Here is a 20,145-nt window from a genome sequence, read left to right as displayed (position 1 = left end):
GTCCCCTTCGTCTAGTGGCCTAGGACACCGCCCTTTCACGGCGGTAACAGGGGTTCGAGTCCCCTAGGGGACGCCAGTTTTACAGAAGCGATGTTGCAGCAGGATGTCGCTCCGCCGCGAGGCGAAAAATCCGGGGCTATAGCTCAGCTGGGAGAGCGCTTGCATGGCATGCAAGAGGTCGACGGTTCGATCCCGTCTAGCTCCACCAATTTACACTTCGAGGTCTGGCCACACCGGCCTTGAAGCGATCAGTTCTCAGCGCTGATCATGTTCAGAAGGTTTGTGTCCCCTTCGTCTAGTGGCCTAGGACACCGCCCTTTCACGGCGGTAACAGGGGTTCGAGTCCCCTAGGGGACGCCACGATTACCCGCTATGCGGGATTTTATAAGGGTCATTCAATTCTTGAATGGCCCTTTTGTTTGTCTGGCGTTCAGCCAATTCCCTTATCCTCGATGAATCCTTCCGACCAGCGGTGAAGATTTCGCTTGCGGAAAATTATTATGTGGATAATATTTCAATCGTAATATTCGGAGGCAGCGATGAGCGATAAAAAAGCACAAACCCGTGAACGCATTCTCAAGGCCGCCAGCGATGCGCTGATCCAGCGCGGGCCGGCCGAGCCGAGCGTGGGCGAGGTGATGGGCGCGGCAGGGCTGACGGTGGGCGGTTTTTATGCCCACTTCGAAAGCAAGGACGCCTTGATGCTGGAGGCGTTCAAGCAACTGCTCAATCGCCGCCGTGGCCTGATCGCCGACATGGATGCCGAGCTGACAGGCGAAGAGCGGCGCGCGTTGGTCGCGGCGTTCTACCTGTCGCGCAAACATCGTGATTCCACCGAGCAGGCGTGCCCGATCCCGGCCTCGGTCGGCGAGCTCGGGCGACTGCCGGACGCGTTTCGTGAGGTTCTCAGTGAGCATATCGAGCTGATGGTCGCGCAGTTGGCCGCCAGCCCCGAGGATGCGGATAAAGCCCTGGCCGACATCGCCTTGATGGTCGGCGGCCTGGCCCTGGCCCGGGCGTTGGGCCCGGGCGAGTTATCGGATCGTTTGCTGCGCGCCGCCAAGTCGGCGGTGCGCTGAGCTAAGGCGCAAGCCCTGGAGATGAGCATGGACAGGTTGAGCTGGATTCGTGGTGTCAATGGCACGCTTGGCCGGATAGCCCCGCGCCTGGTAGCGAAACAAATGCGCAGAGTGTTCATGAGTCCTCGGGCCCTGCCGCCGCGGGACTGGGAGCTGCCATTGCTGGCCTCGTCCGAGCGCATCACCTTGCGCTTCGGCCTGTCTGCGTTGCGCTGGGGCAAAGGCCCGGCGGTGCTGCTGATGCACGGCTGGGAAGGGCGCCCGACGCAGTTCGCGGCATTGATCAATGCGCTGGTGGAGGACGGTTACACGGTGGTGGCGCTGGATGGGCCGGCCCATGGTCGCTCGCCGGGTCGCGAGGCCAATGTGCTGCTGTTCGCCAGGGCGATGCTTGAAGCCGCAGCCGAGTTGCCGCCGTTGCAAGCAGTGATCGGCCACTCCATGGGCGGCGCCAGTGCCATGCTGGCGGTTCAGCTTGGGTTGCGGACCGAGACACTGGTCAGCATCGCCGCGCCGGCGCGTATCCTCGGCGTCCTGCGTGGCTTCGCGCGGATGATGGGGTTGCCACCCAGGGCGCGTTCGGCCTTTATTCGCCAGGTGGAGCAGGACGTCGGCATGCAGGCTTCGAAGATGGATGTCGCGCAATATCAGCTGGATATTCCTGGCTTGATTGTCCACGCCGAGGACGATACTTCGGTATCGGTCAAGGAATCACAACTGATCCATGAAGCCTGGTTCGACAGCCGCTTGCTGCGCCTGGGGCAGGGCGGGCATCAACGGGTACTGGCCGATCCCCGTGTCATTGATGGTGTGTTATCACTGCTGGCCGGACGCAGCCTGCAGGCGCGGCAATCGGCCTGAGCTTCCGGTACACTGCGCCGATCCAAATTCGACCAGGAGACGGGCATGGGCTGGGATCGGGCAACGCCGTTCATCATTGATCTTCAAGTGAATGCCGAAGACATCGACGGGCTGGGTCACGCCAATAATGCGGTGTACGTTACCTGGCTGGAGCGCTGCGCGTGGCGCCATTCCCAGCGCCTGGGCCTGGACCTGGTGGAGTACCGCCGGCTTGACCGGGCCATGGCGGTGGTGCGGCATGAGATCGATTACCTGGCGGCGGCTTATGAAGGCGACGAATTGCAGTTGGCGACCTGGATCGTCGACTGGGATCAGCGGCTGAAAATGACCCGACACTTTCAACTGGTCCGCCCCAGCGACAACGCCACATTACTGCGCGCCCAGACCACTTTCGTCTGCATCGAACTGTCCACCGGCAGGCCCAAGCGCATGCCGCCGGAGTTTATCGAGGGCTACGCAGTGGCGCTGAACCCCTGTGGGAGCGAGCCTGCTCGCGAAGGCGGCGAAACATCCAACAGCTTTGCAAGCTGAGCCACCGCTTTCGCGAGCAGGCTCGCTCCCACAGTGAAAAGTGGTGAGCTCAAGTTTTTGGGCACCTCACAGGTTTTGTGGTGAATGCCGGATAGGTGAGCAAAATCCGCTAAACTGCCGCACGTTTTTTCGTTGAGTGTGTTTTCCATGCAAATTGCCCTGGCGCCCATGGAGGGGTTGGTCGACAACATCCTGCGGGACGTCCTGACCCGTGTTGGCGGTATCGACTGGTGTGTCACCGAGTTCATCCGCGTCAACGACCGTCTGCTCACGCCGGCCTACTTCCATAAGCTCGGCCCTGAACTGCTGACCGGTGCCAGGACGGCTGCCGGAGTGCCGTTGCGGGTGCAGTTGCTGGGTTCCGATCCGGTGTGCCTGGCGGAAAACGCCGCGCTGGCCTGTGAGCTGGGCTCGGAAGTCATCGACTTGAATTTTGGGTGCCCGGCCAAAACCGTGAACAAATCCCGGGGCGGGGCGGTGTTGCTCAAGGAACCGGAGCTGCTCAACCAGATCGTCGAGCATGTCCGCCGCGCGGTGCCGAAACACATCCCCGTCACCGCCAAGATGCGCCTGGGCTTCGACAGCCCGGACGGCGCGCTGGTCTGCGCCACGGCCCTGGCCGAGGGCGGCGCGGCGCACATCGTCGTGCATGCGCGGACCAAGGTTGACGGCTACAAGCCGCCGGCCCACTGGGAATGGATTCCGCGGGTCCAGGACGTGGTTAAGGTACCGGTGTTCGCCAACGGTGATATCTGGAGCGTGGAAGACTGGCGTCGTTGCCGGGAAATCAGCGGCGTTGAAGACATCATGCTCGGCCGCGGCCTGGTTTCCCGCCCTGACCTGGCTCGGCAGATCGCCGCCGCCCGGGCCGGCGAGGAGGTGGTCGAGATGTCCTGGGCTGAACTGCAGCCGATGCTCCAGGACTTCTGGGTGCAAGTGGTCGAGCAACTGACGCCACGCCAGGCGCCCGGTCGGTTGAAGCAGTGGCTGGCGATGTTGACCCGCAACTACCCCGAGGCGGTCGAGCTGTTCAGTGCCCTGCGCCGGGAAACCGACCTGGACGCAGTGGGTCGTTTGCTGGGTGTGCAGCGCACGGAAGCGGCCTGAAAAAATTTCCGAAAAAGCTCTTGAAAAGTATTTGGCGGTCCCTAGATAGGGAGTACGCGATGCCGGATTCGGGTCGCGGAGACAAAAAAACTTGCTGAACTTTCAGGAGATTTGAATCATGAGTACTGCATTTTCGCTGGCCCCTCTGTTCCGTTCCTCGGTGGGCTTCGACCGTTTCAACGACCTGTTCGAAACCGCGCTGCGTAACGAACCGGGCAGCAGCTATCCACCCTACAACGTGGAAAAACATGGCGATGACGAATACCGCATCGTAGTCGCCGCCGCCGGTTTCCGCGAAGAGGACCTGGACCTGCAAGTGGAAAAAGGTGTGCTGACCATCAGCGGCGGCAAGCGCGAGGCCAGCAACGACAGCGTCACCTTCCTGCACCAGGGCATCGCCCAGCGTGCGTTCAAGCTGTCCTTCCGGTTGGCGGATCATATCGAGATCAAATCCGCCGGCCTGAGCAACGGTCTGTTGAGCATCGACCTGTTGCGTGTGGTGCCGGAAGAGGCGAAAGCCAAGCGCATCCCGATCAACGGTGCGCAACAGCAAGCCGCGCTGGAAAATTGATGCATCGCAGTTGAAGAAGGGCGCCGAATGGCGCCCTTTTTTGTCTTGGCAAGCAGTGAAGGATAAATTGTGGCGAGGGAGCTTGCTCCCGCTGGGCCGCGAAGCGGCCCCAAATGGTACGACTCAAACCGACCTGATACACCGAGGTGGCAGGTTTCAGGGCTGCTGCGCACCCCAGCGGGAGCAAGCTCCCTCGCCACAAAAGCTCCTAGCTAAGGCAACAACCGCTCGAACGCCTCCAGCGGCAATGGCCGGCTGTGCAGGTAACCCTGGTACAAATGACAATCGAGCCCCTGCAAAAACTTCAGTTGCTCCAGCGTCTCGACGCCTTCGGCAATCATTTCCAGATTCAGGCTGCGGGCCATGGCGACGATGGCGCGGATGATCTCGGCGTCGTTGGGGTCACTGGTGGCGTCACGTACGAACGACTGGTCGATTTTCAGCGTGTCCACCGGCAGGCGCTTGAGGTAAGTCAGCGATGAATAACCGGTGCCGAAGTCGTCCATGGCAAAGCTCACCCCCAATTTCTTCAGGCGGCGCATCTTGCCGATGGTGTCGTCCAGGTTGTGGATCACGATGCCTTCGGTGATTTCCAGCTTCAGCAGGGAATAGGGCAGGCCATGGCTGGCGAGGCTGGTTTCGATGCGCTCGACGAAGTCGCTCTGGCGGAACTGCCGGGGGCTGATATTCACGCACAGTTTGAACCGTCGGGGGTCGACCTTGCCCTTGGCGATCAGTTGTTTGAAGCCATCGCAGGCTTCGTCGAGGATCCAGGTGCCGACTTCCAGGATCAGGCCGCTGTCCTCCAGCACCTTGATGAACTCATTGGGTGATTGCGCGCCCAGGTCCGGATGATGCCAGCGCACCAGGGCTTCGGCGCCAACGATGCGGTTGTCCCGGGCATCGACCTGTGGCTGGAAATGCACGCTGAACTCGTTGCGAGCCAGGGCCTGGCGCAGGTCGGTTTCCATGCGCAGCCGTTCGCTGGCGGCTTTTTGCATGGTGGCGTGGAACATCTGCGAGGTATTGCGTCCCGAATCCTTGGCGCGGTACAGGGCGATATCGGCGCGCTTGAGCAGGTCAGTGGGCGTGGAGCCGTGGTCCGGTATCAGCGCCATGCCGATGCTGGGGGTGACTTGCAGTCGTTGCCCATCGAGAAACATCGGCTCGGAGAGCAGTTCGCGAAGGGTGTCGGCCAGGGTCTGCACCTGCTGGCTGACCGCGCCACGCGTGCCCTCCAGGCCGCTGAGGAGCACGACGAATTCATCGCCGCCCAGGCGCGCCACGGTGTCTTCGAGGCGCACGCTGGCTTCGAGGCGCGCGGTGATGATCTTCAGCACCGTGTCGCCAACCGGATGGCCGAGCGAATCATTGATGTGCTTGAAATGGTCGAGGTCGAGGAACAGCAAGGCCCCTCGCAGGTTATGCCGCTTGAGCAGGGCGATCTGCTGGCTGAGCCGGTCCAGCAGCAGCGCGCGGTTGGGCAGGTTGGTCAGCGGGTCGTGATAGGCGAGGTGACGGATCTGCGCCTCGGCGTTGCGCAGCAGGCTCACGTCACGGGCGGTCAGCAGCAGGCACGCGGTTTCGTTGAGCGTGATGGGCTCGACCGATACTTCCACCGTGAGGATTTCCCCGCGCTTGTTGCGCCCGAGCATTTCCTGGTGGAGAACGCGGCCCTTGAGCTGCAATTCGGCGAGCAGCGCCGTCCGTTGCTTTTCTTCGGCCCAGATGCCGACCTCGTAGACGGTATGGCCGATGACTTCGTCGGCGCGATAACCGGTCAGGCGACAGAAGCCATCGTTGACCTCAAGGTAGCGGCCGCTTTCGCATTCGGTAATGGTGATCGCGTCGGGGCTGGAGTGGAATGCCTTGGCGAATTTTTCCTCGCTGGCTTTCAGTGCCGCTTCGGAGCGTTGTTGCTGGGTGATGTCCCGCAGGGTGGTGACGATGCAGGGCTGGTTGCCGACACTGATCTGCCGGCTGGAGATCACGCAGGTCAGCGGCTGGCCGTTCTTGTGGTGGACGACGATGGCGACATTGCTCAGCGACTGCTCGCGGATCACCCGTTCGATGCGCTGCAGGCTGCTGCCCGAAGCTTCCCACAGGCCGATCTCGTCGGCGCTGCGGCCCAGCACATCATTGGCCGCCCAGCCGAATGTCTGGGTAAAACTGGAGTTTATTTCCAGGAACGTGCCGTCGTCCTGGTGGGTAAGGCAAATCGGATCGGGGCTGACCTGGAACAACGTGGCGAATTTTTCTTCCGAAGCCGCCAGGCTCTGTTCGCGCTCCACCTGGTCGGTGATGTCGAGCAAGGTGCCGGCCATGCGCAGCGGGCTGCCGTCGTCGTTGCGGTAGAGACGGGCGCGACTTTCCAGGTAACGCGAGCTGCCGTCCGGCAGTTGCACGCGGTAGGTCAGCTGGTAATTGCCCGCCGGGCCTTCACGCAGGCTGCGGTAGGCGTTGCGCATGTTGTTGCGTTCTTCGGTAGGCACGCCCTCGAAAAACGCATCGAACGATTCGTGGAACGCCTGGGGCTCCAGGCCATGGAGCTGCGCGGCCCGGGCCGAGCCGTAGAGCATGCCGCTGGGGATGTGCCAGTCCCAGGTACCCAGTTGCGCCGAGTCGAGGGCCAGGTCCAGGCGCTCCTGGCTGTCCTTGAGGGCCTGTTCGGCAAGTTTGCGTTCGGTGGTGTCGAGGAAGGTGCTCAGTAAATAAGGCTGGCCTTCGAGTTCGACTTTCTGGGCGCTGAGGATACCGTTGTGGACCTGGCCGTTACTGGCGCGGAATTGCACTTCCATGCTCACCAGCTCGCCCTTGGCCTTGGTGGCCTCTACCAGTTTGGCGCGCTGCGTGGGGTCGACCCACAGGCCCAGTTCCAGGGTGGTGCGGCCGATCACATTGTGGACCGGCCAGCCGAACAGGCTTTCGAAATACTGGTTGGCTTCGCTGATCAGCCCATCTTCCTGGCGGGTCAGCAGGACCATGTTCGGGCACAGGTGGAACAGTGTCGCGAAGCGTTTCTCCGAGCTGCGCAGCGCCTGTTCCCGTTCGCGCTGGTGGGTGATTTCGCGGATCACCCCGATCATGCGCGGGCGACCGTGCTTGTCAGGCAGTACGCTGCCACTGATTTCCAGCCAGTGCAGGCTGCCATCGGGCCAGACGATGCGGTGGTGCATCGCCTGTTCCAGCGGCACGCCGGACACGGCTGCATGGAAGGCCCGCACGGCCCTGGCCCGATCCTCGGGCAGCAGCAGGTCGAGGTAGTCGACGTCCGCCGGCAATGGCTGGCGCGGGTCGAAGCCGAACAACGCCTGGGTGCCTCGGGACCAGCTGATCTGGCCGGTATCGATGTCCCACGACCAGGCCCCCAGCCGCGCTCCGTTCAGGGCGGCGAGCAACTGTGGCGCGCTTTCCCAGCTTTGCTCCGACCGTTTCGGGTCGAGCGCCTGGATACGCGGCAGGGGCGGAGTATGGTCGGCGGGTTTGGGCATTCTCTAGCGGGCCTTGGGCGGTTGGGTGTTAGGCGCAGGCGTAATGGCCCTGTAGGATTAGCACAACTTATGCCCTTGTCCCTGGCAGATCGATTTGTGCGTCCAATAGAGCCATGAAAGCCCGTGCAGCGTTCGACAGCGTCCTTTCGGTGTGCAGGATATAGCCTAGCTGGCGACTGAGCTGTATGCCCGGCAAAGGCACACGCGCCACTTGATCATCAAGCATCGTGCGCGGCAAAACGCTCCAGGCCAGGCCGATGGACACCATCATCTTTATGGTTTCCAGATAATTCGTGCTCATTGCGATGTTCGGCGTCAGGCCCTGGGCTTCGAACAGCCGCTGCACGATGTGGTGGGTAAACGTGTTGCCTCCCGGGAAAACCGCCGGATGAAGGGCAATGTCCGCCAGGCTGACGGCGCTGTTTTCCAGCAGGGCGTGTTCCGGCGCCACCACGAAATCCAGCGGGTCGTCCCACACCGGCGTGGCCCGTACCAGCGTGTGGGGCTCGGGGGCCAGGGTGATGACCGCCAGTTCCGCCCGGCCATGGAGAATTTCCTCGTAGGCCACTTCCGAATCCAGGAACTGAATATCCAGTGCCACCTGCGGGTAGCGTCGGGTGAACTCCCGCAACAGCGGTGGCAGCCGGTGCAAGCCGATATGGTGGCTGGTGGCGAGGGTCAGGCGCCCGGTCACTTCGCCGGTCAGGTTGGTCAGGGCGCGGCGGGTGTCGTCCAGCACGTTGAGAATCTGATAGGCCCGTGGCAGCAGGGCCCGACCGGCTTCGGTCAGGCTCACTTCCCGGCCCAGACGGTCGAACAGGCGCACGTTGAGCTGCTGCTCGAGGCCGGCGATACGCTTGCTGATGGCCGGTTGCGTCAGGTGCAGGCGTTCACCGGCACCGGAAAAACTGCCGGTTTCAGCAATGGCAATAAAGGCATTGAGGTTGGCGAGGTCCATGGCGTTTCTGGTCGGATTCCAGTTGGTTATGCAAAGCATGAAAAATATGAATTTGAGTTATTTAATGTAGCCTCTTACCATCAGCCTCACAAGCCAAGGGGTTATTGATCCGCTCAGAACCCAGGGCATAGAAACAAGCTGATGAGGAAACCGTCTGATGGCCGGCAAAACGCTCTACGACAAGCTCTGGGATTCGCATTTGGTCAAGCAGCGCGACGATGGCTCGGCGCTGATCTACATCGACCGCCACATCATTCACGAAGTGACCTCGCCGCAAGCCTTCGAAGGTCTGCGTCTGGCCGGGCGCAAGCCTTGGCGCATCGATGCCAACATCGCGACCCCGGACCACAACGTGCCGACCACGCCGGAGCGCAAGGGTGGCATCGAAGCCATTGCCGACCAGGTTTCGCGCCTGCAAGTCCAGACCCTTGACGACAACTGTGATGAATACGGCATCGTCGAATTCAAGATGAATGACGTCCGCCAGGGCATCGTCCACGTGATCGGCCCGGAGCAGGGCGCGACCTTGCCGGGCATGACCGTGGTCTGTGGTGACTCGCATACCTCGACCCACGGCGCCTTTGGTGCGCTGGCCCACGGTATCGGCACCTCCGAGGTCGAGCACGTGCTCGCTACCCAGTGCCTGGTCGCCAAGAAAATGAAAAACATGCTGGTGCGCGTCGAGGGCAAGCTGCCTTTCGGCGTGACCGCCAAGGACATCGTCCTGGCCGTGATCGGCAAGATCGGCACCGCCGGCGGTAATGGCCACGCCATCGAATTCGCCGGTAGCGCGATCCGCGATTTGTCCGTCGAAGGCCGCATGACCATCTGCAACATGTCCATCGAAGCCGGCGCCCGCGTCGGCCTGGTGGCCGCCGATGAAAAAACCGTGGAATACGTCAAGGGCCGGCCGTTCTCCCCGAAAGGCGCCGAATGGGACATGGCGGTCGAAGCCTGGAAAGACCTGGTCTCCGACCCGGACGCCAGGTTCGACACCGTGGTCGAGCTCGACGCGACGCAGATCAAGCCGCAAGTCAGCTGGGGCACGTCGCCGGAAATGGTCCTGGCCGTGGACCAGAACGTGCCGGATCCGGCCAAGGAAATGGACCTGGTCAAGCGTGACTCCATCGTCCGCGCCTTGAAATACATGGGCCTGAGCGCCAACCAGGCGATCACCGACATTCAGCTCGACCGTGTGTTCATCGGCTCCTGCACCAACTCGCGGATCGAAGACTTGCGCGCCGCCGCCGTGATCGCCAAGGGCCGCAAGGTTGCCTCGACGATCAAGCAGGCGATCGTGGTGCCGGGCTCGGGGCTGGTGAAAGCCCAGGCCGAAGCGGAAGGGCTGGACAAGATTTTCCTCGAGGCCGGTTTCGAATGGCGCGAGCCAGGCTGCTCGATGTGCCTGGCGATGAACCCGGATCGCCTGGAGTCGGGCGAGCACTGCGCCTCGACGTCCAACCGAAACTTCGAAGGCCGCCAGGGCGCCGGTGGGCGTACGCACCTGGTGAGCCCGGCGATGGCCGCCGCCGCTGCCGTCAACGGCCGTTTTGTCGATGTCCGCGAATTGATCTGAAGGAGCGCAGCATGAAAGCTTTCACCCAGCACACCGGTCTTGTCGCGCCTTTGGATCGTGCCAACGTCGACACCGACCAGATCATCCCCAAGCAATTCCTGAAGTCCATCAAACGCACCGGCTTCGGCCCGAACCTGTTTGACGAATGGCGTTACCTGGATGTGGGCCAGCCGTACCAGGACAACTCCAAGCGGCCGTTGAACAAGGACTTCGTGCTCAATGCCGCGCGTTACCAAGGCGCCAGCGTATTGCTGGCCCGCGAGAACTTCGGTTGCGGCTCGAGCCGCGAGCACGCGCCATGGGCCCTGGAAGAGTACGGTTTTCGCAGCATCATCGCGCCGAGCTACGCCGACATATTCTTCAACAACAGCTTCAAGAACGGCCTGCTGCCGATCATTCTCAGCGATGCCGAAGTGGACGAGCTGTTCCAGCAGGTCGAGGCCAACCCTGGCTATCAACTGCAGATCGACCTGGCGGCCCAGACCGTGACCCGTCCCGACGGCAAGGTGCTGGGTTTTGAAATCGACGCGTTCCGCAAGCACTGCCTGCTCAACGGCCTGGACGACATCGGCCTGACCCTGCAGGACGGCGAGGCGATTGCCGCGTTCGAAGCCAAGCACCGGGCGAGCCAGCCTTGGTTGTTTCGTGATGCTTGATTTTGCGTAAGGCGTAAAGACGCCATCGCGAGCAAGCTCGCTCCCACATTGGATTTGCGGCGTTCACAAAACCCCTGTGGGAGCGAGCTTGCTCGCGATGGCGCCCGCCCAGGCAATATAAAACCACAAGGACATCCCATGACCAGCACCGCCCACAGCCAAGTCGTACAAAAGCAATTCGGCGAACAGGCCTCGGCCTACCTGAGCAGCGCCGTGCATGCCCAGGGCGCCGAATTCGTGCTGCTGCAGGCCGAGCTGGCCGGTCACGCCAATGCCCGTGTGCTGGACCTGGGCTGTGGCGCCGGGCATGTGAGCTTCCATGTGGCGCCGCTGGCCGGCGAGGTGGTGGCCTACGACCTGTCCCAACAGATGCTCGACGTGGTTGCCGCGGCGGCGGCCGAGCGTGGCCTGGGCAATATCGGCACGGTACGTGGCGCCGCCGAGCGGCTGCCGTTCGCCGACGGCGAGTTCGACTTCGTGTTCAGTCGCTATTCGGCGCATCATTGGAGTGACGTGGGCCTGGCTTTGCGGGAAGTGCGCCGGGTGCTCAAGCCGGGCGGCGTAGCGGCGTTCATTGATATCCTGTCGCCGGGCATGCCGCTGCTCGATACCTACCTGCAAAGCGTCGAAGTGCTGCGGGACACCAGTCATGTGCGCGACTATTCGGCTGCCGAGTGGTTGCAGCAGGTCAGCGACGCGGGGCTGCACACCCGTACCACCTCGCGCCAGCGTCTGCGCCTGGAATACCGTTCGTGGGTCGAGCGCATGCGTACTCCGGAGGTAATGCGGGCGGCGATTCTGGAGCTGCAGCGCTCGATGGGCGATGAAGTGCGTGAATATTTTCAGATTGAGGCCGATGGATCGTTCAGTACGGATGTACTGGTGCTGTGGGCCGAGCGATAGCATTTTTCCCGGCTAGCCCAAGGGCGCCGACAGTTAATGAGGAAAGCATGAGCAAGCAGATTCTGATTCTCCCAGGTGATGGCATCGGCCCGGAAATCATGGCCGAGGCGGTCAAGGTCCTGGAGCTGGCGAACGCCAAGTACGGCCTGGGCTTCGAACTCAGCCACGACGTGATCGGTGGCGCCGCCATCGACAAGCACGGCGTGCCGCTGGCCGATGAAACCCTGGACCGTGCCCGTGCCGCCGATGCCGTGCTGCTGGGCGCCGTGGGCGGGCCGAAATGGGACAAGATCGAACGCGACATCCGCCCCGAACGCGGGCTGCTGAAGATTCGCGCGCAACTGGGCCTGTTCGGCAACCTGCGTCCGGCGATTCTTTATCCGCAACTGGCCGATGCATCGAGCCTGAAGCCGGAAATCGTCTCCGGCCTGGACATCCTCATCGTGCGTGAGCTGACCGGCGGTATCTACTTCGGTGCCCCGCGCGGTACCCGTGAGCTGGAAAACGGCGAGCGCCAGGCCTACGACACCCTGCCGTACAGCGAAAGCGAAATCCGCCGTATCGCCCGGGTCGGCTTCGACATGGCCCGCGTGCGTGGCAAGAAGCTGTGCTCGGTGGACAAGGCCAACGTGCTGGCGTCCAGCCAACTGTGGCGCGAAGTGGTCGAGCAGGTGGCCAAGGATTATCCGGACATCGAGCTGAGCCACATGTACGTCGACAACGCCGCGATGCAACTGGTGCGCGCGCCGAAGCAGTTCGATGTGATCGTCACCGACAACATGTTCGGCGACATCCTGTCCGACGAAGCGTCGATGCTCACCGGTTCCATCGGCATGCTGCCGTCGGCCTCCCTGGATGCCAACAACAAAGGCATGTACGAGCCGTGCCACGGCTCGGCGCCGGACATTGCCGGGCAGGGCATTGCCAACCCGTTGGCGACCATCCTGTCGGTGTCGATGATGCTGCGCTACAGCTTCAACTTGAACGATGCCGCCGACGCGATTGAAAAATCCGTCAGCGTGGTCCTGGACCAGGGCTTGCGCACCGGTGACATCTGGTCACAAGGTTGCACCAAGGTCGGTACGCAGCAAATGGGCGATGCAGTAGTCGCCGCGCTGCGGAATCTGTAATCTTTCGGGCCCACTGCTTCGACGGTGGCCCACTTTTGTATAGGTGTAGTTGCGATGAAACGTGTAGGTCTGATCGGTTGGCGCGGCATGGTCGGTTCCGTGCTCATGCAGCGAATGCTGGAAGAGCAGGATTTCGATCTCATTGAGCCGGTGTTTTTCACCACCTCCAACGTCGGTGGCCAGGGCCCGTCCGTGGGCAAGGACACCGGTGTGCTCAAGGATGCCTACAGCATCGAAGAGCTCAAGACCCTCGACGTGATCCTGACCTGCCAGGGCGGCGACTACACCAGCGAAGTGTTCCCCAAGCTGCGTGAAGCCGGCTGGCAGGGTTACTGGATCGACGCCGCTTCCAGCCTGCGCATGCAGGATGACGCGGTGATCATCCTCGACCCGGTCAACCGCAAGGTCATCGACCAGCAACTGGACGCGGGCACCAAGAACTACATCGGCGGCAACTGCACCGTCAGCCTGATGCTGATGGGCCTGGGCGGGCTGTTTGAGGCTGGCCTGGTCGAGTGGATGAGCGCCATGACCTATCAGGCGGCTTCCGGTGCCGGCGCGCAGAACATGCGTGAACTGATCAAGCAGATGGGCGCGACCCACGCCGCTGTCGCCGATGACCTGGCCAACCCGGCCAGCGCCATCCTCGACATCGACCGCAAGGTCGCCGAGGCGATGCGCAGCGATGCCTACCCGACCGAGAACTTCGGCGTGCCGCTGGCTGGCAGCCTGATCCCGTGGATCGACAAGGAACTGCCTAACGGCCAGAGCCGTGAAGAGTGGAAGGCCCAGGCCGAAACCAACAAGATCCTCGGTCGCTTCAAGAGCCCGATCCCGGTGGACGGCATCTGTGTGCGCATCGGCGCCATGCGCTGCCACAGCCAGGCACTGACCATCAAGCTGAACAAGGACGTGCCGATCGCCGACATCGAAGGGTTGATCAGCCAGCACAACCCTTGGGTCAAGCTGGTGCCGAACAACCGCGAAACCAGCATTCAAGAGCTGAGCCCGACCAAGGTCACCGGCACCCTGAACGTGCCGGTGGGCCGCCTGCGCAAACTGAACATGGGCTCGCAGTTCGTCGGTGCATTCACCGTCGGCGACCAGTTGCTGTGGGGCGCGGCCGAGCCGCTGCGGCGCATGCTGCGGATCCTGCTCGAGCGTTGATCGGTTGCTGCTGTTGAAGAACCCGTGCCTTGCGAGAGGCACGGGTTTTTTATTGGAAAACCGCCTTGAGGTGTCGGGTGTCTGAGCTGGCCTCTTCGCGAGCAGGCTCGCTCCCACAGGTTTTGTGTTCGCTGAAGATCATTTGTGGGAGCGAGCCTGCTCGCGAAGAGGCCGGCACAATCACCACGAGATTTCCTGCCAATTGCCTGCCCACCCCACCACCCGGTAAAGTGCCGCTCCCCACGTTTTACCTGAGGTAGACCCATGAGCCAGTCCTTTGATATTGCCGTGATCGGCGCCACCGGTACTGTCGGCGAAACCCTGGTGCAGATCCTCGAAGAGCGGGATTTTCCGATCGGCACCCTGCACCTGCTGGCGAGCAGCGAATCGGCGGGAAGCTCGGTGCTGTTTCGCGGCAAGAACGTGCGGGTGCGCGAGGTCGATGAATTCGATTTCGGCAAGGTCCAACTGGTGTTCTTCGCCGCCGGCCCGGCGGTCACCCTGAGTTTTGCACCACGCGCCACGGCTGCCGGTTGTGCGCTGATCGACCTCTCCGGCGCGCTGCCGCCGGAGCAGGCGCCGCAGATCGTGCCAGAGGCCAACGCCCGGTTGCTGGCCGGCCTGAGCAAACCGTTCCAGGTCAGCAGCCCCAGCGCCTCGGCCACTGCGCTCGCCGTGGTGCTGGCGCCGCTGCGCGATTGCCTGGACCTGCAACGCATCAGCCTGACCGCCAGTCTCGCCGTCTCCGCCCAGGGGCGCGCAGCGGTGAGCGAGTTGGCGCGCCAGACAGCCGAGTTGCTCAATGCCCGTCCGCTGGAGCCGAAATTCTTCGATCGGCAGATGGCGTTCAACCTGCTGGCCCAGGTCGGTGTCCCGGATGAGCAGGGTCATACGCTGCTGGAGAAGCGCCTGGTCCACGAGCTGCGCCAAGTGCTTGCGCAACCTTTGTTAAAGATTTCCGTCACTTGCATTCAAGCGCCGGTGTTTTTCGGCGATAGCTTTAGCGTGACCGTACAGTCCGCGAGCGCCGTTGACCTGGCGAAGGTCAACGCGGCCCTGGAGGCGGCGCCCGGAATTGAGCTGGTGGAGGCGGGTGACTACCCGACGCCGGTGGGCGATGCGGTCGGCCAGGATGTGGTTTATGTCGGGCGTGTGCGCGGTGGCGTGGACGATCCGGCGGAACTGAATCTGTGGCTGACGTCGGATAACGTGCGCAAGGGCGCGGCGCTCAATGCCGTGCAGGTGGCTGAGTTGTTGATAAAAGACTTGCTGTAAAAGATACTTGGCAACAATTTGTCGAATGAGTCTAGCTGGGCGCTATGCTTGGCCAGAGTGCTGAAGGCGAACCTCCTCCCCGGGGCGTCCTCGGGCATGAGTGAAACGATCGCGCGCGCCGTCGCTTCGGGGCTGCGCGCAATGCCTTACGGCAGCGGCATCAACACCTTCTCGCTGGCCGAGGAATGTTCAAACAAAGGAAGAGGCTATGGTTCAAGTTCGCAAACTGGTGTTAGCAATAGCGGCCGCCTCGGCGCTGTCCTCCGGTATGGCGCAAGCGCTCGGGCTCGGGGAGTTGACCCTGAAGTCGCCGCCGAACCAGCCTTTGGTCGCCGAGATCGAGCTGCTCGATGTCCAGCAACTGACCGCCGCCGAAGTCGTGCCGAGCCTGGCTCCCCCCGAAGAGTTCGCCAAGGCGGGCATTGACCGCCAAGCCTTCCTCAATGACCTGAGCTTCACCCCGGTGATCAACGCCAACGGCCGCAGTGTCCTGCGGGTGACGTCCAGCCGGCCGCTGTCCGAGCCGATGGTCAAGTTCCTGGTGCAGGTGATGTGGCCCAACGGCCGCTTGCTGCGCGACTACAGCGTGCTGCTCGATCCGTCCAAATTCTCGCCGCAGGCCGCCGATGCTGCGCGGGCGAAGCCGTCCCAAGCGGTTTCCACACCGGTCACCGGGGCCACCAAGCCGTCCCAATACACCACCACGCCGCGCGACACCCTGTGGGAAATCGCCGCCAAGGTGCGCAACGGCGGTTCGGTGCAACAAACCATGCTGGCGATTCAGGCGCTGAACCCGAATGCCTTCATCAACGGCAATATCAACCTGCTCAAGACCGGCCAGGTGTTGCGCCTGCCGGATCCGGTGCAGAGCACGGCGCTGCCGCAACCCCAGGCCATCGCCGAAGTGGCTGCACAGAACGCTGCCTGGCGCCAGGGGCGTCGGGGTGTGGCGGGTAACGGCCGGCAACAGTTGGACGCGACCAAGCGGGGCGCTGCCGAGGGCGCGCCAGCCCAGGCCGCCGCGCGCGACAACCTGAGCCTGGTTTCCGCCGAGTCGGCAAAGGCCGGCGCCAAGGGCAAGGGCGCTGCCGGTGATGCCCAGGCACTGAGCAACCAGCTTGCAGTGACCCAGGAAAGCCTGGATGCGGCTCGCCGCGACAACGAAGAACTGAAAAGCCGCATGGCCGACTTGCAGAGCCAGCTGGACAAGCTGCAGCGTCTGATCGAGCTGAAGAACAACCAACTGGCGAAAATGCAGGCTGACGGCGCTGCTGTACCGCCTGCGGGCGAGTCGACCCCGACGATGTCGGCCGAGCTGACCCCGGCGCCGACGGCGCAGCCACCGGCGCCAACACCAGCACCCGAGGCCGCCCCGGAAGCGACGCCGCCCGCCGCACCGGTCGAGCCGACACCTGCCGCTTCCGATGAAAAGAAATACAACGACCTGCTGACCAATCCGATCCTCCTGGGGCTGATTGGCGGCGGCGCGTTGATCCTGTTGCTGCTTCTGTTGCTGCTTGCCCGTCGCCGCAAGGCCCAGCAGGAAGCCGAGAAACATCTGCGCATGGCCCGAGCCCTCGAGGAGGAGGCCGACTTCTCCCCGGAGCTCGATCTGCCCCCGAGCAGCTTCGAGGGCATTGAGGTTCCACCACCTAGCGTAAAACTCGAACCCAAGCCAGCCCCGGCGCCAGCGCCCAAGCCGGCTCCGGTGATTGCGCCAGTGATTGTCACGCCGCCTATCGCCGCACCGTTGGTGGCCCCGGCCGCCGATCGTTCCGACGACGTACTGCCTCAGGCCCAGTCGCACATCGACCGCGGTCGCTTGAACCAGGCGGCCGATCTGCTGGAGCAAGGCATCAAGGCTGAGCCTCAGCGCAGCGATCTGCGTCTGAAGTTGATGGAAGTCTACGGCCAACAGGGCGATCGAGACGCCTTTGTTGCCCAGGAACGCCAACTGGTCGCCAATGGTGAAAACTACGCCCAGGTCGAACAGCTCAAGAGCCGTTTCCCGGCCATGGCGGTCGCCGCTGGCGCAGGCCTGGCAGCCGCAGCCGTGGCTGCCGAACTGGATGCGCAGTACGTCAAGGAACTGCTGGAAGACAAGCCGGCGACCGATGAAGAACTCGACAACGCTTTTGACCTGAGCCTGGACGACTTTGATACGACGCCCGCAGCGCCGGCACCCGAGCCGCTCAACGAACTGGACGCGTTTCCGGAAGACGATGACCTGAGTTTCGAGTCGGTGCTCAAGCAGCAGACCGAGGCCAACGAAAGCCTCGACGACCTGTCGGAGTTCGATCTGGACCTGGGCGCCGACGCTCCGGCACCCGCCCTGGAGGATGACGACTTCCTGCTGGGCCTGGAGGATGACCTCAAGGGCCTGGACGTCCCGGCTGCCGAAACGCCGGCCCTGAACGACACCCCGGCCGACGATCTTGAGCTGCCGGCGGATTTCGACCTGTCCCTGGCGGACGAAATGGATGCCCATGACCAGCCCAAGGATGCCTTCGAATCCGAGCTGGATGATGTCAACGCCGAGCTGGATCGTTTGTCTGACAGCCTCGGTCAGCCGACCTTCACGGCCGATGATGCCTTGGCGACCGCTGACGACGAGCCGGATTTCGACTTCCTCAGCGGCACCAACGAAGTGGCGACCAAGCTCGATCTGGCCCAGGCCTACATCGACATGGGCGACGACGATGGCGCCCGGGATATCCTCGGCGAAGTCCTCAACGAAGGCGATGCCACGCAGAAGAGTGAAGCGCAGGAAATGTTGTCACGCCTGGCTTGAGGTGATTGGTTAAACAGAGACGGCAGCCGGTGAGGCTGCCGTTTTTGTTTGCAGGGGTTGGATGGTGTCTGGGCGGGCGCTTTCGCGAGCAGGCTCGCTCCCACATTGGTTTTGCGGCGCTCAGAGAACCCTGTGGGAGCGAGCCTGCTCGCGAAAGCGCCAGTAGAACCAGCGCAGAACCACCGGTTGCACTGGCATCGCGCCCCGCCCGCCTTATAATGCCCGCCTTTGCGTACCTCAGCAGGCTGTAATTCCTTGGCAAACATAGACAACCCGGCCGCAGAAATGGCGGCTGACGGCTTTTTCCGGATCGCCCTGGGCGTTGAATACAAAGGCTCGCGCTATCGCGGCTGGCAGCGTCAGGCCTCCGGTGTCCTGACGGTGCAGGAAACCCTTGAAAATGCCCTGTCCAAAGTCGCCGACTCGCCCGTGTCGCTGCATTGCGCCGGGCGTACCGATGCCGGCGTGCATGCGTGCGGGCAGGTGGTGCATTTCGATACCCAGGTCGAGCGCTCGATGAAGGCCTGGGTCATGGGCGCCAATATCAACTTGCCGCACGATGTCAGCGTCAGTTGGGCCAAGGCCATGCCGGCGCATTTCCATGCCCGCTTCAAGGCTATCGCCCGGCGTTATCGCTATGTGATCTACAACGACCAGATCCGCCCGGCGCACCTGAACGAAGAAATCACCTGGAACCACCGCCCGCTGGACGTCGAACGCATGGCCGAGGCCGCGCAATATCTGGTCGGCGTCCACGACTTCAGCGCCTTCCGCGCCGGCCAATGCCAGGCCAAATCGCCGATCAAGGAGCTGCATCACTTGCGCGTGACCCGTCACGGCAAGATGATCGTGCTCGACATCCGTGCCAGCGCCTTCCTGCATCACATGGTGCGCAACATCGCCGGCGTGCTGATGACCATCGGCGCGGGCGAGCGACCGGTGGAGTGGATCAAGGAAGTGCTGGAAAGCCGCATCCGTCGTTCCGGAGGCGTCACGGCGCATCCGTTTGGCCTGTACCTGGTACAGGTGGAATATCACGATGAGTTCGAACTGCCGGAGCGTTACATCGGGCCACATTTCCTGACAGGCTTCTCGGAACTCGACGGCTGACGCCTTCCGTTGCATTTGTTACCATCCGGAACTTCCATGGAATTGCCTGAGGTTTTCCCCATCATGCCGGTCGTTCGCAGCAAGATATGCGGGATCACTCGCGTCGAGGACGCGCTGGCGGCGGTCGAGGCCGGGGCGGACGCCATCGGGCTGGTGTTTTACGCCAAGAGTCCGCGGGCGGTGACGGTGCAGCAGGCGAGGGCGATCATCCAGGCCTTGCCGCCATTCGTGACGCCGGTCGGTCTGTTCGTCAACGCCAGCCGTTGCGAGCTGGGCGAGATACTCGATGCGGTGCCGTTGGCGCTGTTGCAGTTCCATGGCGACGAGACGCCAGCCGATTGTGAAGGCTGGCATCGCCCTTATATCAAGGCCCTGCGGGTCAAGGCCGGCGACGACATCGCCGCGGCTTGCGAGGCCTTTGCCGGTGCCAGCGGGATCTTGCTGGACACCTACGTCGAGGGCGTTCCCGGCGGGACCGGCGAAGCGTTCGACTGGTCGCTGGTCCCGCAAGATCTTGCCAAGCCGATCATCCTCGCCGGTGGCCTGACGGCGGACAACGTGGCGGCAGCCATTGCCCAGGTCCGCCCCTATGCGGTGGACGTCAGTGGTGGCGTGGAGCAGGCCAAGGGCCTCAAAGATCCGGCAAAGATTCGCGCGTTCATGGCCGCTGTGCGCAGCAGCCAGTAGTCAATGTGACGGCTGGCAGACTGCCGCCGTCCATACCTGCACTGTACAAAGCAGGCAGGCGCCGCCTCCGGGCGGGCCGATAGCGTAGTGGCAATCGCCGTGCAGCGGTTGTCGGGATGGCAGGGGATGGTGGGGCTGGACGCAGGTCATGTTTCGCGCTGACCGCGACGGTCCGCAACCCTCGCCGCACAATGAATTTGAGCTCAAGGGCATACGCGGGGCCGCGAACCAGAGCGTTCGGGCCGCCGGTAC

At 62.9% G+C, this 20,145-nt stretch carries 16 protein-coding genes and 3 tRNA genes; 17 read left to right on the top strand and 2 right to left on the bottom strand.

What is annotated here, in order from left to right:
* From J3P84_RS18245 to J3P84_RS18210, 8 genes are all read left to right on the top strand, one after another.
* A tRNA-Glu gene (locus J3P84_RS18245) sits at nucleotides 1–76 on the top strand.
* Nucleotides 77–132: 56 nt separating this feature from the next.
* A tRNA-Ala gene (locus J3P84_RS18240) sits at nucleotides 133–208 on the top strand.
* 76 nt (nucleotides 209–284) lie between these two features.
* A tRNA-Glu gene (locus J3P84_RS18235) sits at nucleotides 285–360 on the top strand.
* A gap of 179 nt (nucleotides 361–539) precedes the next feature.
* Nucleotides 540–1,079 (top strand): TetR/AcrR family transcriptional regulator, encoded by a 540-nt coding sequence (locus tag J3P84_RS18230; RefSeq protein ID WP_305495839.1) that lies wholly within the window; start codon nucleotides 540–542, stop codon nucleotides 1,077–1,079.
* A gap of 27 nt (nucleotides 1,080–1,106) precedes the next feature.
* Complete coding sequence (locus J3P84_RS18225; protein ID WP_434624936.1) at nucleotides 1,107–1,940, top strand: alpha/beta fold hydrolase; 834 nt, start codon at nucleotides 1,107–1,109, stop codon at nucleotides 1,938–1,940.
* A 45-nt stretch (nucleotides 1,941–1,985) separates the two neighbouring features.
* Nucleotides 1,986–2,471: an acyl-CoA thioesterase gene (locus J3P84_RS18220; RefSeq protein WP_434624934.1), complete on the top strand. Its 486-nt coding sequence runs from the start codon at nucleotides 1,986–1,988 to the stop codon at nucleotides 2,469–2,471.
* Nucleotides 2,472–2,618: 147 nt separating this feature from the next.
* Complete coding sequence (locus J3P84_RS18215) at nucleotides 2,619–3,578, top strand: tRNA dihydrouridine synthase (protein WP_434624932.1); 960 nt, start codon at nucleotides 2,619–2,621, stop codon at nucleotides 3,576–3,578.
* 118 nt (nucleotides 3,579–3,696) lie between these two features.
* Entirely contained in the window at nucleotides 3,697–4,149 is a 453-nt protein-coding gene (locus J3P84_RS18210; protein WP_434569217.1) for an Hsp20 family protein, read from the top strand.
* A 212-nt stretch (nucleotides 4,150–4,361) separates the two neighbouring features.
* Here the strand turns inward: J3P84_RS18210 and J3P84_RS18205 are convergent, their stop codons facing one another.
* Together J3P84_RS18205 and J3P84_RS18200 are read right to left on the bottom strand one after the other, a co-directional pair.
* Entirely contained in the window at nucleotides 4,362–7,640 is a 3,279-nt protein-coding gene (locus tag J3P84_RS18205) for an EAL domain-containing protein (RefSeq protein WP_434603479.1), read from the bottom strand.
* Between the two features lie 67 nt (nucleotides 7,641–7,707).
* On the bottom strand, nucleotides 7,708–8,598 hold the full coding sequence (locus J3P84_RS18200; RefSeq protein WP_434569215.1) for a LysR family transcriptional regulator: 891 nt from the start codon (nucleotides 8,596–8,598) through the stop codon (nucleotides 7,708–7,710).
* 157 nt (nucleotides 8,599–8,755) lie between these two features.
* Here J3P84_RS18200 and leuC point away from each other — a divergent pair, with 157 nt between their 5' ends.
* The 9 genes from leuC to J3P84_RS18155 all read left to right on the top strand — a co-directional run bounded on the left by leuC (nucleotide 8,756) and on the right by J3P84_RS18155 (nucleotide 19,893).
* Nucleotides 8,756–10,174, top strand: a complete 1,419-nt coding sequence (leuC, locus tag J3P84_RS18195) for a 3-isopropylmalate dehydratase large subunit (protein ID WP_305495827.1) — start codon at nucleotides 8,756–8,758, stop codon at nucleotides 10,172–10,174.
* 11 nt (nucleotides 10,175–10,185) lie between these two features.
* The gene (gene leuD / locus J3P84_RS18190; RefSeq protein ID WP_434624928.1) at nucleotides 10,186–10,830 is read left to right on the top strand and encodes a 3-isopropylmalate dehydratase small subunit; all 645 of its coding nucleotides are present in this window, start codon (nucleotides 10,186–10,188) and stop codon (nucleotides 10,828–10,830) included.
* A 138-nt stretch (nucleotides 10,831–10,968) separates the two neighbouring features.
* On the top strand, nucleotides 10,969–11,733 hold the full coding sequence (locus J3P84_RS18185) for a class I SAM-dependent methyltransferase (protein WP_434624926.1): 765 nt from the start codon (nucleotides 10,969–10,971) through the stop codon (nucleotides 11,731–11,733).
* Nucleotides 11,734–11,780: 47 nt separating this feature from the next.
* Entirely contained in the window at nucleotides 11,781–12,863 is a 1,083-nt protein-coding gene (gene leuB / locus J3P84_RS18180) for a 3-isopropylmalate dehydrogenase (RefSeq protein ID WP_434624923.1), read from the top strand.
* 54 nt (nucleotides 12,864–12,917) lie between these two features.
* Nucleotides 12,918–14,030 (top strand): aspartate-semialdehyde dehydrogenase, encoded by a 1,113-nt coding sequence (gene asd / locus J3P84_RS18175; protein WP_434569212.1) that lies wholly within the window; start codon nucleotides 12,918–12,920, stop codon nucleotides 14,028–14,030.
* Nucleotides 14,031–14,294: 264 nt separating this feature from the next.
* Nucleotides 14,295–15,305, top strand: a complete 1,011-nt coding sequence (locus J3P84_RS18170) for an aspartate-semialdehyde dehydrogenase (RefSeq protein WP_434624920.1) — start codon at nucleotides 14,295–14,297, stop codon at nucleotides 15,303–15,305.
* A 208-nt stretch (nucleotides 15,306–15,513) separates the two neighbouring features.
* Nucleotides 15,514–18,096: a FimV/HubP family polar landmark protein gene (locus J3P84_RS18165; protein ID WP_434624918.1), complete on the top strand. Its 2,583-nt coding sequence runs from the start codon at nucleotides 15,514–15,516 to the stop codon at nucleotides 18,094–18,096.
* Nucleotides 18,097–18,381: 285 nt separating this feature from the next.
* Entirely contained in the window at nucleotides 18,382–19,206 is an 825-nt protein-coding gene (truA, locus tag J3P84_RS18160) for a tRNA pseudouridine(38-40) synthase TruA (protein WP_434605041.1), read from the top strand.
* Nucleotides 19,207–19,269: 63 nt separating this feature from the next.
* Nucleotides 19,270–19,893, top strand: a complete 624-nt coding sequence (locus J3P84_RS18155; RefSeq protein WP_434569209.1) for a phosphoribosylanthranilate isomerase — start codon at nucleotides 19,270–19,272, stop codon at nucleotides 19,891–19,893.
* Nucleotides 19,894–20,145 lie beyond the last annotated feature (252 nt).

The sequence above is a fragment of the Pseudomonas sp. Z1-29 genome (assembly GCF_051131995.1).
Lineage (GTDB): Bacteria > Pseudomonadota > Gammaproteobacteria > Pseudomonadales > Pseudomonadaceae > Aquipseudomonas.
The sequence above is the reverse complement of the archived record's forward strand: the minus strand, read 5'-3'. Positions and strand labels throughout refer to the sequence as shown.